This is a genomic window from Bacillus sp. SIMBA_005, assembly GCF_046535585.1.
Classification (GTDB): domain Bacteria; phylum Bacillota; class Bacilli; order Bacillales; family Bacillaceae; genus Bacillus; species Bacillus pumilus.
The window spans coordinates 219,875-234,644 of the sequence record NZ_JAWRWI010000005.1 but is presented as its reverse complement, the minus strand read 5'-3'; the positions used below and the strand labels follow the sequence as shown (position 1 = coordinate 234,644).

The following is a 14,770-nucleotide window of genomic DNA, read 5'->3' as shown; positions in this document are numbered from 1 at the left end:
GGATGAGAACAGATGCGAGGCCATCTGTTCCATCTGAAACAAACGGAGGAATATGATGCTGACATTACAATTACAAGAAAAAACGTATAGCCGCACCTTCTCTCTCCGCCATATACAAATGAACGTGGAGAAAGGCCGGATGATGCTTCTTTTAGGACACAATGGGGCAGGAAAGACAACAATGATCCAAGCTATGTTTGGGCTGACGCCATTTACTGGCTGCGTTTCCTTACATGGTGAACAGCTGAACCTTCAATCCTCAGCACATATTTCCCTTTTGAAAAAACATGTTTCCTATGTTCCTGATGATCATGCGTTGTTCGATTATTTAACACCGAGGGAATACTTTCAATTACTTCAGCTGCCACATGAGCAAGATGTCACACGTGAAGAGACATTCATCGATTTGTTTGAGCTGAGTCCGTATATGGATCAACCAATCGCTCAGCTGTCCCATGGCAATCAAAAGAAAACACAGATCATTTCGCAGCTCCTCAGACCGTGTGATTATTATGTGTTTGACGAGCCAACGAACGGACTTGATCCAGATATGATGATCATCTTAAAAAAGGTGCTCATGAAGCTGAGAGATCAAGGTGCTGGCATTCTGATTTCAACTCATCATTTGAGCTTTGGTGATACATTATATGATCATCTCATGATCTTAAGAAATGGTGACGTCAAGCTGAATATGTCCCGCCAAGAAACAAATCAGACATATCCTCATCAGGCACTTGAAGAGATTTATAAAGAAGTAAATCGAGATTACTATATGCAGGTGGAGAGGTTACTCAATGATTTGGACACGACACGTTCTTCATAAAATCGAATGGGGAATGCTGACAACGAAAGGAAAGCAGCTTGGAAAAAAGTATCCTTTGCAGCTTCTCGCAGCCACCGTTTTTCTCTTGCTCATCTATGCGATATACGTTGTCATCAGCCTGCGCTTTTACATGCAGGCAGGTGAAAGTGAGCCAGCTGCGCTATACATCCAATTTGTCAAAATGTCGCTCTTACTATTAGGAGCAGGGATTGTGTTATCCCGAAATAAACTGAAGCGCCAAGAATATCAATTCTACTTTTTGAACAGTGCGATACAAAGTGTACCATTTGTCCTTTGTGCATATTTCTTTCCAGGGCTTTTTTGCTTTCTCATGGCTGGACTGCTTTTTTTACCGATTGTATTAGGGCTTTTTATCACGGGTGCCATCCCATCTTTGTATTGGATCATCGTTGTCTGCATCACATGCGGCATCTTGGCACTTTATACGCTCTCTTCATGGATGCTGTTGCGGATCGGTGTAAGTCATTTCGTATCAAAAACAAAGGAGCATTTACTGCTGCAAACGATCGGCTTTGCGGCACTTCAAGTACTCATATTTCTTCTTTTTCAAAAAGCGGTGGAGATGATCCGTGTATGGCCGGCTGTCTATCTGACGTTGCTGGTGATCCTTCTAAGCGCTGGATGGCTATGGGTAAAAGGTTTAGCAGCTTGCTATGTTCATCAAATGTTTTTGCAGCTGAAAACAGAGATAAAGTCGTTTTCTTACCAGAAAATCAGGACGTATTCTTCCTTTCTGACGCACCTGCGGCAGGAAATGGTCTATTTCATTCGATCAGCTGTTTTTAAAGAACAAGGCATTTTGTTCCTCTTTCTCGTTTGTTTGACGGCTGGACTGCCATTTGTTTTTACACCTGAAGAAACTGGCTGGCTGTATGCCTTTATTGTGCAGTTTGCGTTAAAGGAAATATTGATCATGCTTCCACTGATGATTGGCAGAGAATATCATCTCAATCAACGGGCCATCTTTATGTTAAATACATCAAAGGGCGCGTATATATTGTCGAGAATTTTATTTTATTACACAATCAATTTACTCATTTATTTTGTCTATATTAGCCTTGCTTATTTGGTGATTGGAATTGAAAGTGAAGGTCATGGCTTGGCGAGTTTGTCCATTTTATTCATGACCGTCATGGCAGCCTGTACAGGTTTTGTCGTGAAAATCAGTGATTTTAATAAACTATTTGTCATCGTGATGATGATAGCTGTATTCAGCTTCATCGATATGCTTTTATTAGAGTGGCTGTCAGCTAATATGTTTCTTCTTGCCACTGCTTATCTGCTTGGTTCACTTGTCTTTTTCAGTTGTATATATGCTGTGATGTTAAAAAGGCCGATATTGCGATGATGGGGCTTGTCATTAGTTTACTAGCGGTTGTGCTCATACATGAACTCGGTCATATGCTGATGATCATGGTATGTAACAAAGTCGAAAAAAGGCCGCTCTTTGATTTTGTGGTAACGATTGATTGGAAGCATGTGGCGATCATTCATGAGACATTTGCCCGGCCGAGCTTTAATTTGATGGTGGCACTTGCAGGTCCGCTGTTTCCGGTACTCTGCTCGATTGTGCTTTTTTTGATGTGGAAGCATCCGGTGAGTCATCAGCTGCTGTTTTTTTCTTTACTGAACACTGTGATGCTGCATCCAGCTTGCCCAGACGGGAAAAATATCACAGCCAGTTTAAAAGAGATGAAGGAGAGAAAGAGATGATCAAAGTATTTCATTCGTTTTCTAGCGGCTTAACACTTGCGATGCTGTATATATTTGCTGTGTTTATGACCCCTGTCTTTTTACTACTGTTAGAGGTCAATCATATCGAATCAAGTCCAACGCTGTTTGGCATGCCATTTTATATCATGAAAATTGAAGAGTATCAATTCAGCTCTGAGGCGACGCTTTTTGGATGCGTTGTCTGCTTTTTAACTGGCACTGTGCTTTACTTATTCATTCAATATGTGATTCATGCTGTGAAAAAGCGAAGAGCATAAAAAAAGCAGGCTGAACAAAAAGTCAGTCTGCTTGAAATGTGAGTGACAGCCGTACCATATCTATACACTGAATCCCGTTTTCATAAATTGGTTCATCATAATGCTTAAGGAAGAAATCTCGATCGATCGACGTTAGGCGGAAGCCGCATTTTTGATAAAGTGCGAGCTGCTGAATACTCGAGTTGCCTGTGCCGATTTCAATCGTATGAAAACCAGCAGCTTTCGCTTCAGCGATCGCATGGCGGACCAGCTGCTTCCCAATTCCCCTTCCTTGCCATGACTCCTTCACAGCCACATTCATGATTTCCACTGAATGCTGAGAGAGCGATGATAGCACATAGACACCAATCACATCCTCTTCATGAAAAGCGGCATAACAAGAGCCGGATTGTACATAAGTGAGAACCTTTTCCTTTGAAGGATCAGCTAATAGTAAAAGATCCATTGGCAGAGGTTGATCATGAGATAATCGCCGAATCTGTATCACATTTTTTCGTCCTTTCTATTCTTTAATATACCCTTGTTTCACGCCCCAATCGTATTGGTCCTGTACCCACTGTGAGGGAGGATGATGAGTGACATTCGGGTCTTTTTTGACAGTTGGTTTCCTTGTAGACTGAGTGGTCTGCTTATTTGCTTGAGCAGTAGCTTTTGCTGCCGTCAGCTCTTTTTGAAGCTGGTCAACTTTTACCTCAAGCGCTTTACGCTGTTTGACCTCTTTTTCATAGGCTTTCTTTTCTTTTTTGAGCTTTTTTGTGACGGTGGCTATTTGCTTTTTTTGTTCATCATTTTTATGCTTCATATCTGTTTGATCTGATGTTAACTGCGAGAGCTTAAGATCGCTCGTTTTGCTTTCTTGCTGATGAGTTTTCTCTGCTTCTTCGATGGTCTGCTGCTGCCAAACAATCCAGCCACCTGAGGCTATAACTGCTACAGAAAGAAGAATGATCGTCATTGTTTTCTTCATGTGTGAACCCCTTTCTTTAAACCTCTATTATCATCGGTTAAAGATATACAGGTTTTAACATCATAAGGGAATATTCACATCAGAATGGCAGACACTATGAAAAAAGGAGGGTGTCTGTTGATTTCCTTTATGATTCATGTGGTCGTCTCATTATTTGCTGTATCAAACCCCATAGGAAACGTACCTCTTTTCATCACCTTAACAGAGGGCTATACAGAGAAAGAGCGCTCCCAGACAGCCAAAAAAGCCGTCGTGGTCTCTTTTATTATTTTGATCGCCTTTTTATTGGCAGGCAGGCTTATTTTCAAATTGTTTGGGATCGATATTCATGAACTCCGCATCGCTGGCGGTATTTTTATTTTTGGTATCGCTTACAATTTGCTGAATGCAAAAGAATCACACGTCCAAAATCCTCATTCGGAGGAGAAGGCAGAAAGCAAAGAGAAGGCAGATATCTCCGTTACGCCGCTCGCCATTCCGATCATCGCTGGTCCCGGTACAATCGCTACAGTCATGAGTTTGACCCCTGGAAGTCAAGGGATGCTCCACATGTTTTCGATTCTAATTGGCATTGTCATCGTTCTTGCTATGACGTATTATGCATTTCATTATTCAAGTTTTATTATGCGAAAAATGGGGAAAACAGAGATGAATGTTGTGACGCGTTTGATGGGATTAATTCTGGCTGTAGTGGCAGTTGAAATGATCGGCGCAGGCTTAAAAGGGATGTTTCCGATGTTTATGTCATAAGTGTATATAAAAAAGCTGTTTTTTTCTACAAAGATGTAAAATAAAACAGCTTTTTTTAAGGTTTCGGCACATGCTTAAATACTTCTTCACTTTCAAAGAACTCAATTAAGCGGCTAATCCAATCATAGTAATCAAGACTTTCCTTGATTTCTGAAAGAAGCAGATTGATTTTATCCTCTGTTTCTTCTGGTAAATCTTCCTGTTCAAGCAGCTCTTGCAATTCCTTGCACGTTTTCTTATGTGCTTTACGGTTTTTACTGACAACACGTGTCCAATTGGCTGCAAACAATGAAATAAACGTTTGGTATTGATCTTGCTCAACGTCATAAAGATCTTTACGTATTCCTTTTTCATAAACCTTTTCCGCAATATTTAAATCGAGCATTTCTCGAACGACTTGACTCATCCTCGTTTTGCTCATGCCGGTCGCCTCTGATAGCTCTTCCAGCGTCATTGGTTTACGGTTCATGTGAATGATACCAAGCACTCTACCCACTGTAGAAGAAAGACCAAAGGCATTCATGTTCTCTGCAGCTTTTTCAATATAATGATCCTGTGCTTTTTGAATGGCGCCTAGCGCTTGCTTGTCCACTCCCCGCTTCATCCCTTCACGACTGACAATTTGTAACACAATATATCATATACCTGTTTGTTGATGAAAACAATAAATATTGAGTAATTGCTAGTAATTTGGAGGAAAAAGGAGAGATCTCTAGATATTACAGCGTTAACTGAAAATTTTATATAAATGTTATGCAATACAAACACATCATAAACTTTTTATTTTATAAAGTTTGCACTATAATTAATAAGGTGTAAATTTTCTGAATATATAGATCCAACTAATTGGAGGTGTCTCATTTGCTGAAACTAGAGAATGTATCTAAGACGTATAAAGGCGGAAAAAAAGCTGTCAAAAATATTGATTTAGACATAGCAAAAGGAGAATTTATTTGTTTTATTGGACCGAGTGGCTGTGGTAAGACTACAACCATGAAGATGATCAACCGACTCATCGAACCTTCCTCAGGAAACATTTTTATAGAGGGAGAAAATATCATGAAAAAAGATCCAGTTCAATTAAGAAGAGAAATCGGTTATGTGATTCAGCAAATTGGACTGTTCCCCCATATGACCATCGCGCAAAACATCTCACTTGTGCCGAAGCTGTTAAAATGGCCGGAAGAAAAACGGAAAGAACGAGCACGTGAACTGCTGAAGCTCGTCGACATGGGCCCGGAATTTTTAGAGCGCTATCCTCATGAACTTAGTGGAGGACAGCAGCAGCGTATCGGAGTTCTTCGCGCACTAGCAGCAGAACCCCCTCTGATCCTCATGGACGAACCATTTGGTGCACTTGATCCAATTACACGAGATACACTGCAGGAAGAATTTAAGAAGCTGCAAAAAACGTTAAATAAAACCATCGTATTCGTCACACATGACATGGATGAAGCAATTAAACTGGCTGACCGAATTGTGATTTTAAAAGATGGAGAGATTGTTCAAGTAGGCACACCAGAAGATATTTTACGTAACCCAGCCAACGAGTTCGTAGAAGAATTCATCGGAAAAGAACGCCTGCTTCAGTCAAATCCGAATATGGAACGTGTAGAACAAATGATGAACACGTCACCAGTTACCATTACAGTCGAACAAACGTTGACTGATGCCATCTACATCATGAGAGAAAAGCGGGTCGATTCCTTGCTTGTAGTAGATGAACATGATGTGTTAAAAGGCTATATCGATATTGAAACTATTGATGCGAACCGCAGAAAAGCGGCTTTCGTTGGTGAGATCTTAAATACAGAGTTCTATACTGTACAAGAAGGCGCACTTCTCAGAGACACCGTTCGGAAAATCTTAATACGCGGTATTAAATATGTACCGGTTGTCGATGCCAAAGGGCATTTAAAAGGCATTGTGACACGGGCAAGTCTTGTAGATGTTGTGTACGACTCCATTTGGGGAGACGATACGCCAGCGTCTGCCATTGAAATGAACTAAGGGAGGTGGACACATGGATCAAATCATCGATTTTCTAGAGAAAAATGGTGGGGAACTCCTCACAAAAATGTGGGAGCATTTATATATTTCCTTAATTGCTGTCGTGCTAGGAATTATCGTTGCCGTTCCTTTAGGCGTCGTTCTCACGCGAATGAAACGAGGCGCAGGTTTTGTCATCGGTGTCGTAAATATCTTTCAAACACTCCCTAGTTTAGCGATTCTTGCATTTTTTATTCCTATTTTGGGAGTTGGGAAAATACCTGCAATCGTTGCTCTCTTTTTCTATTCGGTATTGCCTATTTTGAGAAATACGTATGCTGGCGTCCAAGGGGTGAACAAAAACCTTCTTGAATCCGGTAAAGGGATCGGCATGACGACATGGGAGCAAATTCGACTTGTGGAACTTCCGCTTGCTGTACCGATCATTATGGCAGGTGTCCGTACGTCAACGATTTATTTAATTGGCTGGACAACACTTGCTGCTTTTATTGGTGGAGGCGGTCTTGGTGACTACATTTTGATTGGACTTCAGCTATACCAGCCGGAATACATTATTGCAGGTGCCATCCCAGTCACTATTTTAGCGGTCATCATCGACTTTACATTGATGAAGCTGGAGAAAAAAGTAACACCAGAAGCCTTAAAAGGATTGAAGGAAGTTTCATAAGGAGTTGGCTTATGTGAAGAATCGAAAAACAAAATGGATCAGTGCACTGCTTGCCGGTTGCTTGTTATTGATAAGCGGCTGTTCACTTCCTGGACTAGCCGGCTCCTCAGGCAATACGCTGCGGGTGGGAGCACAAAACTTTACCGAATCAGAAATAATGGCCTATATGGTGAGCGAGATCATCGAACATTACACAGATAAAAAGACAACCATTGTGAAAAACCTAGGCTCTAATACCGTACAGCAGAAAGCAATGGAAAATGGAGATATCGACATATCTGCGACAAGATATACAGGGACAGATTTGACGAGTACGCTTGGAATGGATGCGGAAAAAGATCCGGAGCGTGCAATGGAAATCGTTCAAAAAGAATTTAAGAAACGCTATGATTACAAATGGTTTGATTCCTATGGCTTTGATAATACGTATGCCTTTGCCGTGACGCAAAAGATGGCGAAGGAAAACAAGTTAGAAACGGTCTCTGACTTGAAAAAGAATGCGAAGAATTACCGGTTCGGTGTCGATAATATTTGGCTCAAAAAGAAAGGCGACGGTTATGAAGGATTCGTGAAAACATACGGAATTGAATTTGGAAGCACGTATCCAATGCAGATTGGTTTAGTCTACGATGCATTAAAAAATGAAAAAATGGATATTGTGCTTGCCTATTCAACAGATGGACGAATCAAAGCCTATGACCTCAAAATTTTAAAAGATGATAAGCGGTTTTTCCCGCCATATGACGCATCGCCTGTTGTCCCGGAAAAAGTCTTAAAAGAGAATCCAGGGCTAGATAAGGTGATCAACAGACTGATCGGAAAAATCGATACAGAGCAAATGCAAGAGCTGAACTATCAAGTCGACGGGGAGCTTCAAGAACCAGCCACCGTTGCGAAGAATTTCCTGAAAAAGAACAATTACTTTGAGTAAGATGGGGAGGTGTCACGTCTGATGGACACACTGCAGCAATTATGGACGTATTATCAGCAGAACGGTTCATATGTGTTAGAAGAATTTTATCGGCATTTTCTCATGTCAGCGTATGGGGTGCTGTTTGCGGCAATAGTCGGAATTCCAGTAGGCATCTTTGTGGCGCATTACCGTAAGCTAAGCAATTGGATATTCGCCATTACCAACGTCATTCAAACCATACCGGCGTTGGCGATGCTTTCCGTGTTAATGCTTGTGTTAGGACTTGGCGCCAATACAGTCATCTTATCACTCTTTCTGTATTCGCTTCTGCCGATCATCCGCAACACGTATACAGGGATTGTCAGCATTGAACATGCTTATTTAGAATCGGGTAAAGCGATGGGCATGACGAAATGGCAAGTGCTGAGAATGGTTGAATTACCGCTTGCTTTATCGGTCATTATGGCTGGTTTAAGAACGGCACTGGTCATCGCCATCGGCATTACAGCGATTGGGACATTTGTTGGTGCAGGAGGTCTAGGTGATATCATCATCAGAGGATCAAACGCCACAAACGGAACAGCCATCATTTTAGCAGGTGCTATTCCAACTGCACTCATGGCCATTATCGCTGACCTAGTCATGGGCTGGCTCGAACGCTATTTAAGCCCAACGAACAAGAAAAAAGAAAGAAAAGCATTAGCTGAAAAAAACATGACATCTGCTTAAGTGGTTGAAATGACAAAACCTCCCTTACGTCTGTAAGGGAGGTTTTTTTATGATGAGCAGGCAGTTCACATGCGGGGATTTTATGATTCAAGCGTGATCCATTCAGTAGACCACTTCGAAATTTCCTCAAAAACGGGTGCAAGGGAACGCCCCATATCAGTTAAAGAATACTCAATACGCACGGGTGTTTCAGCAAAAACCTCCCGTTTTACAATGCCTGCTGCTTCTAGCTCTTTTAATCTCTCAGATAATACTCTTCCGCTTAAATTTGTCAGAGCGGCCTCAATTTCACTAAAACGCTGCGGACCTGAGAGAAGCTGAAAAACAATCAGTGCAACCCAGCGTTTACTCAATAACTCAACTGCTTTTTCAAACCGCGGGCACATATCAGATTGATTCATCTTTCTTCACTCCAATCTGAACCCATTATACCGTAAATTTGTCATAAATCAGCTCAAAAAGCTTGTCAATGATCAAAACATTCTATGACGAACGGCTGTTTATTATAAATAACAGATAGCGGTTGAGGTCTTCTATTTCTTTTTTCGAAAGAGTTGACCAAATGTCTCCATCAAATAGTTCGAGATCGCCAAGTTCGTATTGCGCTGCGGCTTCCTTTATTTTGGATAGTGCCATTTCCTCTTCCTTCAACTGATGGACAGAAGAGACTTCCTCAATATAGCCCGCAGCCTGCATCATTTCCTCATAGGGAACCTTTAATGCACCGGCTAGTTTTTTTATCGTAGGAGGCTTCGGAATGCCGCGTTTCCCATTTTCAATACGAGAAATACCAGCAGCACTGACCTCTGAATACATCGCTAATTGGTTTACTGACAGCTTCTTTTCCTCACGTAATGCTCTTAAATATGCACCAAATTTCATCAAGGCAAAACCTCACATGGTTATAGATTAGATATATCTATTTTACTTGATTTGTTGACTATTGGCAACAAGTATACCATGAAAATATTGACATTAGTTAATAGTGAATGTATCTTAAGGTTATGCCCCGCTATTTGTTCGTCTTTTTTTGGTTGATGAGCGTGAGAAAGTATTCATTCAGCTGGCTGATGTCTTGTGCGGATAGTCTTTCCCATAGGTCACCGTCAAAAATGGGAAGATGTTCTACATCCTTTTGAAGCGCCGTTTGATAGATTTTCAACACGGATTCATATTTTGGTTTCATTTCATGAACTTGTTCCTGTTCAATATGACCGGCAAGCAGCATTAAATCCTCATAAGGCACCTTCAAAGCGTGTGCTAATTTTTTTATGGTTAAAGGCTTCGGCACACCACGCTTTCCATTTTCAATACGAGAAATACCAGCAGCGCTTACACCTGAATACATGGCGAGTTGATTGACAGACATTTTTCTATTTTCTCTTAAAATGCGTAATTGTTCACCAAAGTGATTCATGACATCGAACCTCACATTTCAGTATATGACTTATTTTAGTATGATCATTGACCAAAGGAAATAGCAGAGGGGTAAAAGTGTTGACTTAAGTTAATAGATCTAGTTCATATGAGCACCTACACGTTGTACATATTGATTCCATAGGAGGTTGTAATGATGGTCGAAAAGATTCAGATCAGGCGGACTTTTGTCATGCAGTATATGATCGAAAACGATATGTCTTTAAATCAGCTCGCTGATGAAATTGGCATTTCTCCTGCTACACTTAGCAGGGTATTAAATGGTCACCGGAAACCAGGCCAGCTTGTCATTGGCAAAATGATTCATTACTTTGATAAAAAATTTGAAGATCTATTTTACTATGAAAGTGTTGACAAAAGTCAATGAACGAAATGATCAAGGAGGCAATGTCGTTGAAAAGAACTGGGATGGTCAGACATATTGATTCACTAGGCAGAATTGTTCTGCCTTCAGAAATGCGCAAGGTGCTCAATATTAAAGAAGAGCAGCTGTTAGAAATTTTCATTGAAGATCAAACCATCATGCTGAAAAAATATGATGCTGATAAGAGCTGCCTGTTAACTGGACAAGTGACGAAGTATAACAAAAGCTATGGAAATGGGAAAGTGATGCTGAGTCCTGAAGGAGCTGAACGTTTGTTAGTAGAATTAAAACAGCTATTGAAAGAAGAAGCAACCCGTTAAAAACGTGTTTTTAACCGAAAATTGCATATGAAAAATGCTGCATACTACTCTTTGGAATGAAATTGAATCAAAATAACGAATAAAGTCGAGAATATAGAGGGAATCTTTATTTTGATGTTTCGTGACATGCACCTTGTTTTCATGTAAAATAAAGTTATGTGTACCAGTTTGTCTGGAGGTGTTTTCATGCACGCATTTGTTATTACATTACTCGTAATTGTCAGTATCGCACTTATCATCGTTGTATTGTTACAATCTAGTAAAAGTGCTGGACTGTCAGGCGCTATTTCAGGTGGAGCCGAGCAGCTTTTCGGTAAGCAAAAAGCGAGAGGTCTTGACTTGATACTTCACCGTTTAACGGTTATTTTGTCAGTGCTTTTCTTCATTTTAACACTTGCATTGGCATATTTAGGCGTGTAAAGCGCGAGTAACAGAAGGTCTGATCTTTTTTCAGACCTTTTTTTATTATCAGCACTCTTTAGTGTTTGTTTCATACATACAAGTGGAAAATATAAACCATATCAGAAGGAAAGGAAGTCACATCATGAAAGTTGTTACACCAAAACCATTTACGTTTAAAGGTGGAGAAAAGGCAGTGCTTCTTCTTCACGGTTTTACTGGGAATACAGCCGATGTTCGAATGCTGGGCCGTTATTTGAACGAAAGAGGCTATACGTGTCATGCACCACAATATAAAGGACACGGTGTGCCGCCAGAAGAGCTTGTCCATTTTGGACCGGATGACTGGTGGAATGATGTACAAGAAGGCTATCAATTCTTAAAGGATGAAGGCTATGAGGAAATCGCGGTTTGCGGCCTATCCCTCGGAGGAGTTTTTTCATTGAAATTAGGTTACACTGTACCTGTAAAGGGAATTGTACCTATGTGTGCACCTATGTACATAAAAAGTGAAGAAGTCATGTACCAGGGTGTACTAGAATATGCCCGTAACTATAAGAAATTCGAGGGTAAGACAGAGGACCAAATTGAACAGGAAATGGAAGAGTTCAAGAAAACGCCAATGGATACACTTAAGAGCCTGCAAGAACTCATTGCAGATGTTAGAAACAATGTCGACATGATTTATTCACCTACTTTTGTTGTTCAGGCACGTCACGATCATATGATTAATACAGACAGTGCGAATATCATTTACAACGAAGTAGAGACAGATCAAAAGCATTTAACATGGTATGAAGAATCAGGCCATGCGATCACGCTTGATAAAGAGCGCGAGAAGGTTCATCAGGATGTATATGCATTCCTAGAATCACTTGATTGGTCAATTTAAATATATAGGGGGTTAGAGTGTGCAAAAAGAAGAATTTATGAATGAACTACTCGCTTTTATGAAAGATGAAGCGTATAAACCGTTAACCGTTCAAGAGCTGGAAGTGATGATGGAGATTACCAATCCAGATGATTATAAAGAGCTCGTCAAAGCGCTTGTGATTCTGGAAGATCAAGGACTCATCGTTCGCACGCGCAGCGATCGCTACGGTGTACCAGAAAAAATGAACTTGGTAAAAGGAAAGCTGTCTGCTCATGCAAAAGGCTTTGCATTTGTGACACCAGAAGAGTTTGGACAGGATGATATTTTCATTCCGCCTAATGAGCTAGGCACAGCGATGAATGGTGATACGGTCATGGTTCGTGTCAGCCACAAATCAAACGGCACAAAAAAAGAAGGAACGGTCATCCGAATTCTGGAGCGTAATACTCAGACGGTTGTCGGTACCTACACAGAAACGAAAAGCTTTGGCTTTGTCATTCCTGATGATAAAAAAATCACAACCGATATCTTCATTCCGAAATCCGCTAAAAATGGAGCGGTCGAAGGGCATAAAGTGGTCGTGACGCTGACTAGCTACCCAGAAGGAAGAATGAGTGCAGAGGGCGAAGTGACTGAAATCCTCGGTCATAAAAATGACCCTGGCATTGATATACTATCAATCATTCATAAACACGGCCTGCCAGGGGAGTTCCCAGAAGAAGCGCTCCAGCAGGCAGTAGACACACCTGAAACGATTGATGAAAAAGACCTCGAAGGCAGGCGAGATCTGCGCAACGAAACGATTGTCACCATTGACGGAGCAGATGCGAAGGACTTAGATGATGCCGTTACGGTGCAAAAGCTGGATGATGGCAAATATAAGCTAGGGGTGCATATTGCAGATGTCTCTCATTATGTCACTGAGAACTCCCCGATTGATCAGGAAGCTTATGAGCGTGGAACGAGTGTGTATCTCGTAGACCGCGTCATTCCGATGATCCCGCACCGCCTGTCAAACGGTATTTGCTCATTGAATCCGAAGGTCGATCGTCTCACACTGTCTTGTGAAATGGTCATTGATCGAAATGGGAAGGTCGTGAAACACGAGATTTTCCAAAGTGTGATCAAAACGACGGAAAGAATGACCTATACTGATGTGAATAAGATTTTAGTCGATGAAGACGAAGAGCTTATTGACAAATACGAGCCGCTCGTCCCAATGTTCCAAGAGATGGAGAAGCTTGCAGAGATCCTTCGCGAAAAACGGATGGAGCGCGGGGCAGTAGACTTTGACTTCAAGGAAGCAAAAGTGCTTGTAGATGATGAAGGCGCAGCAAAAGATGTTGTCGTTCGCGAGCGTTCAGTCGCAGAGAAATTAATTGAAGAATTCATGCTTGTTGCTAACGAAACAGTTGCAGAGCATTTCCACTGGTTGAATGTACCTTTCATCTATCGAATTCACGAAGAACCAAATCCTGAAAAGCTTCAGCGCTTTTTAGAGTTCGTGACAACGTTTGGTTACATTGTGAAAGGAACGTCGACAAACATCCATCCACGTGCACTTCAAAGTGTACTTGATGCTGTGAGGGATCAACCAGAAGAAGTTGTGATACAAACCGTGATGCTTCGTTCGATGAAACAGGCGAAATATGATCCGGAAAGCATCGGCCATTTTGGTTTATCAACGGAATTCTATACACATTTCACATCACCGATCCGCCGTTATCCGGATTTAATCGTGCATAGACTGATTAGAACCTATTTGATTCAGAAAAAGACAGACGAAGCAACCCTAGAAAAGTGGGGCCAGCTGCTTCCTGAAATTGCAGATCATGCGTCTACAATGGAGCGCCGCTCAGTTGATGCAGAACGTGAAACAGATGATCTCAAGAAGGCAGAATTTATGCTTGATAAAATCGGTGAAGAATTTGATGGCATGATTAGTTCCGTGACGAACTTCGGACTATTCGTTGAACTGCCGAATACAATTGAAGGCCTTGTCCATGTCAGCTATATGACAGACGACTACTATCGCTTTGATGAGCAGCACTTTGCCATGATCGGTGAACGCACAGGAAATGTCTACCGTATCGGTGATGAAATCACAGTCAAAGTGGTGAATGTCAATAAAGATGAGCACTCGATTGATTTTGAAATCGTCGGCATGAAAGGCACCCGCCGAAAATCGCCAAAAGATTTTAAGTTTAAAAAACGAACAGATTCACCAGCGAAAAAAGGGCGCGGAGGTCAAAATGCCTCTGGTGATAAAGCCAAAGAGGATAAAGGCGGAAGTGACTGGTTCACAGGCCGTAAAAAGAAGAAAAAGAAAAAACGTGTATTTGATAACGCGCCAAAACAAAAGCGTAAAAAGAAAAAGTAACGTGACAAAAAGCAAATAGGGCATCACGCTCTATTTGCTTTTTGACCACATAGCGTCATCATTGTCGAAAGCTGGATTGTTTGATAAAATAATCCGTACGATTTGGACCGTGTTTGTGTCAAAAG

General features: G+C 41.3%; 20 protein-coding genes. 14 read left to right on the top strand and 6 right to left on the bottom strand.

Going from position 1 to position 14,770, the window contains the following annotated elements; all coding sequences use genetic code 11:
- Nucleotides 1-55: 55 nt before the first annotated feature.
- From SB660_RS10620 to SB660_RS10605, 4 genes are read left to right on the top strand one after another with little or no spacing between them, the layout of a single operon-like run.
- The gene (locus SB660_RS10620; protein WP_061409658.1) at nucleotides 56-823 is read left to right on the top strand and encodes an ATP-binding cassette domain-containing protein; all 768 of its coding nucleotides are present in this window, start codon (nucleotides 56-58) and stop codon (nucleotides 821-823) included.
- On the top strand, nucleotides 795-2,192 hold the full coding sequence (locus SB660_RS10615; protein ID WP_410582458.1) for a hypothetical protein: 1,398 nt from the start codon (nucleotides 795-797) through the stop codon (nucleotides 2,190-2,192). The genes SB660_RS10620 and SB660_RS10615 overlap by 29 nt, the downstream gene beginning before the upstream one ends.
- Nucleotides 2,189-2,557, top strand: a complete 369-nt coding sequence (locus SB660_RS10610; RefSeq protein WP_058013663.1) for a hypothetical protein — start codon at nucleotides 2,189-2,191, stop codon at nucleotides 2,555-2,557. The genes SB660_RS10615 and SB660_RS10610 overlap by 4 nt, the downstream gene beginning before the upstream one ends.
- The gene (locus SB660_RS10605) at nucleotides 2,554-2,835 is read left to right on the top strand and encodes a hypothetical protein (protein WP_061409652.1); all 282 of its coding nucleotides are present in this window, start codon (nucleotides 2,554-2,556) and stop codon (nucleotides 2,833-2,835) included. Before SB660_RS10610 ends, SB660_RS10605 begins: the two co-directional genes overlap by 4 nt.
- Nucleotides 2,836-2,857: 22 nt before the next feature.
- Here SB660_RS10605 and SB660_RS10600 read toward each other — a convergent pair whose 3' ends face one another.
- Both SB660_RS10600 and SB660_RS10595 read right to left on the bottom strand, forming a co-directional pair.
- The gene (locus SB660_RS10600; RefSeq protein WP_410582455.1) at nucleotides 2,858-3,322 is read right to left on the bottom strand and encodes a GNAT family N-acetyltransferase; all 465 of its coding nucleotides are present in this window, start codon (nucleotides 3,320-3,322) and stop codon (nucleotides 2,858-2,860) included.
- A gap of 15 nt (nucleotides 3,323-3,337) precedes the next feature.
- The gene (locus tag SB660_RS10595; RefSeq protein WP_410582454.1) at nucleotides 3,338-3,802 is read right to left on the bottom strand and encodes a hypothetical protein; all 465 of its coding nucleotides are present in this window, start codon (nucleotides 3,800-3,802) and stop codon (nucleotides 3,338-3,340) included.
- Nucleotides 3,803-3,919: 117 nt separating this feature from the next.
- Between SB660_RS10595 and SB660_RS10590 the strand changes: the two genes are divergently transcribed.
- On the top strand, nucleotides 3,920-4,552 hold the full coding sequence (locus SB660_RS10590; RefSeq protein ID WP_410582452.1) for a MarC family protein: 633 nt from the start codon (nucleotides 3,920-3,922) through the stop codon (nucleotides 4,550-4,552).
- 55 nt (nucleotides 4,553-4,607) lie between these two features.
- On the opposite strand, the gene SB660_RS10585 is transcribed toward SB660_RS10590, so the two are convergent.
- Nucleotides 4,608-5,144: a GbsR/MarR family transcriptional regulator gene (locus SB660_RS10585; RefSeq protein WP_012011291.1), complete on the bottom strand. Its 537-nt coding sequence runs from the start codon at nucleotides 5,142-5,144 to the stop codon at nucleotides 4,608-4,610.
- Nucleotides 5,145-5,413: 269 nt separating this feature from the next.
- On the opposite strand from SB660_RS10585, the gene SB660_RS10580 reads away from it, so the two are divergent.
- Genes SB660_RS10580 through SB660_RS10565 form a run of 4 tightly spaced genes read left to right on the top strand, consistent with a single transcriptional unit; the run spans nucleotide 5,414 to nucleotide 8,871 of the window.
- Nucleotides 5,414-6,562 (top strand): betaine/proline/choline family ABC transporter ATP-binding protein, encoded by a 1,149-nt coding sequence (locus SB660_RS10580; protein ID WP_003212926.1) that lies wholly within the window; start codon nucleotides 5,414-5,416, stop codon nucleotides 6,560-6,562.
- Nucleotides 6,563-6,575: 13 nt separating this feature from the next.
- The gene (locus SB660_RS10575) at nucleotides 6,576-7,229 is read left to right on the top strand and encodes an ABC transporter permease (protein WP_058013667.1); all 654 of its coding nucleotides are present in this window, start codon (nucleotides 6,576-6,578) and stop codon (nucleotides 7,227-7,229) included.
- A 13-nt stretch (nucleotides 7,230-7,242) separates the two neighbouring features.
- Nucleotides 7,243-8,160: an osmoprotectant ABC transporter substrate-binding protein gene (locus tag SB660_RS10570; RefSeq protein ID WP_058013668.1), complete on the top strand. Its 918-nt coding sequence runs from the start codon at nucleotides 7,243-7,245 to the stop codon at nucleotides 8,158-8,160.
- Between the two features lie 21 nt (nucleotides 8,161-8,181).
- Entirely contained in the window at nucleotides 8,182-8,871 is a 690-nt protein-coding gene (locus tag SB660_RS10565; RefSeq protein ID WP_044138966.1) for an ABC transporter permease, read from the top strand.
- Nucleotides 8,872-8,951: 80 nt separating this feature from the next.
- Here the strand turns inward: SB660_RS10565 and catR are convergent, their stop codons facing one another.
- From catR to SB660_RS10550, 3 genes are all read right to left on the bottom strand, one after another.
- Nucleotides 8,952-9,272 carry a catDE operon transcriptional regulator CatR gene (gene catR, locus SB660_RS10560; protein WP_058013669.1) on the bottom strand — a complete coding sequence of 107 codons (321 nt, stop codon included), beginning with the start codon at nucleotides 9,270-9,272 and terminating at the stop codon, nucleotides 8,952-8,954.
- Nucleotides 9,273-9,354: 82 nt separating this feature from the next.
- Nucleotides 9,355-9,753, bottom strand: a complete 399-nt coding sequence (locus tag SB660_RS10555; RefSeq protein WP_058013670.1) for a helix-turn-helix domain-containing protein — start codon at nucleotides 9,751-9,753, stop codon at nucleotides 9,355-9,357.
- Nucleotides 9,754-9,883: 130 nt separating this feature from the next.
- Complete coding sequence (locus tag SB660_RS10550; RefSeq protein WP_044138963.1) at nucleotides 9,884-10,288, bottom strand: helix-turn-helix domain-containing protein; 405 nt, start codon at nucleotides 10,286-10,288, stop codon at nucleotides 9,884-9,886.
- A gap of 153 nt (nucleotides 10,289-10,441) precedes the next feature.
- Here SB660_RS10550 and SB660_RS10545 point away from each other — a divergent pair, with 153 nt between their 5' ends.
- The 5 genes from SB660_RS10545 (at nucleotide 10,442) to rnr (ending at nucleotide 14,645) form a co-directional block, all read left to right on the top strand.
- Complete coding sequence (locus SB660_RS10545) at nucleotides 10,442-10,675, top strand: helix-turn-helix domain-containing protein (RefSeq protein ID WP_410582449.1); 234 nt, start codon at nucleotides 10,442-10,444, stop codon at nucleotides 10,673-10,675.
- A 26-nt stretch (nucleotides 10,676-10,701) separates the two neighbouring features.
- Entirely contained in the window at nucleotides 10,702-10,992 is a 291-nt protein-coding gene (locus SB660_RS10540) for an AbrB/MazE/SpoVT family DNA-binding domain-containing protein (protein WP_003213714.1), read from the top strand.
- A gap of 186 nt (nucleotides 10,993-11,178) precedes the next feature.
- Entirely contained in the window at nucleotides 11,179-11,412 is a 234-nt protein-coding gene (gene secG, locus SB660_RS10535) for a preprotein translocase subunit SecG (RefSeq protein WP_003212746.1), read from the top strand.
- Between the two features lie 124 nt (nucleotides 11,413-11,536).
- Complete coding sequence (locus tag SB660_RS10530; protein ID WP_410582446.1) at nucleotides 11,537-12,283, top strand: alpha/beta hydrolase; 747 nt, start codon at nucleotides 11,537-11,539, stop codon at nucleotides 12,281-12,283.
- Between the two features lie 19 nt (nucleotides 12,284-12,302).
- A complete protein-coding gene (gene rnr, locus SB660_RS10525; protein ID WP_058013672.1) occupies nucleotides 12,303-14,645 on the top strand; it encodes a ribonuclease R in 2,343 nt (780 codons plus the stop codon).
- Nucleotides 14,646-14,770 lie beyond the last annotated feature (125 nt).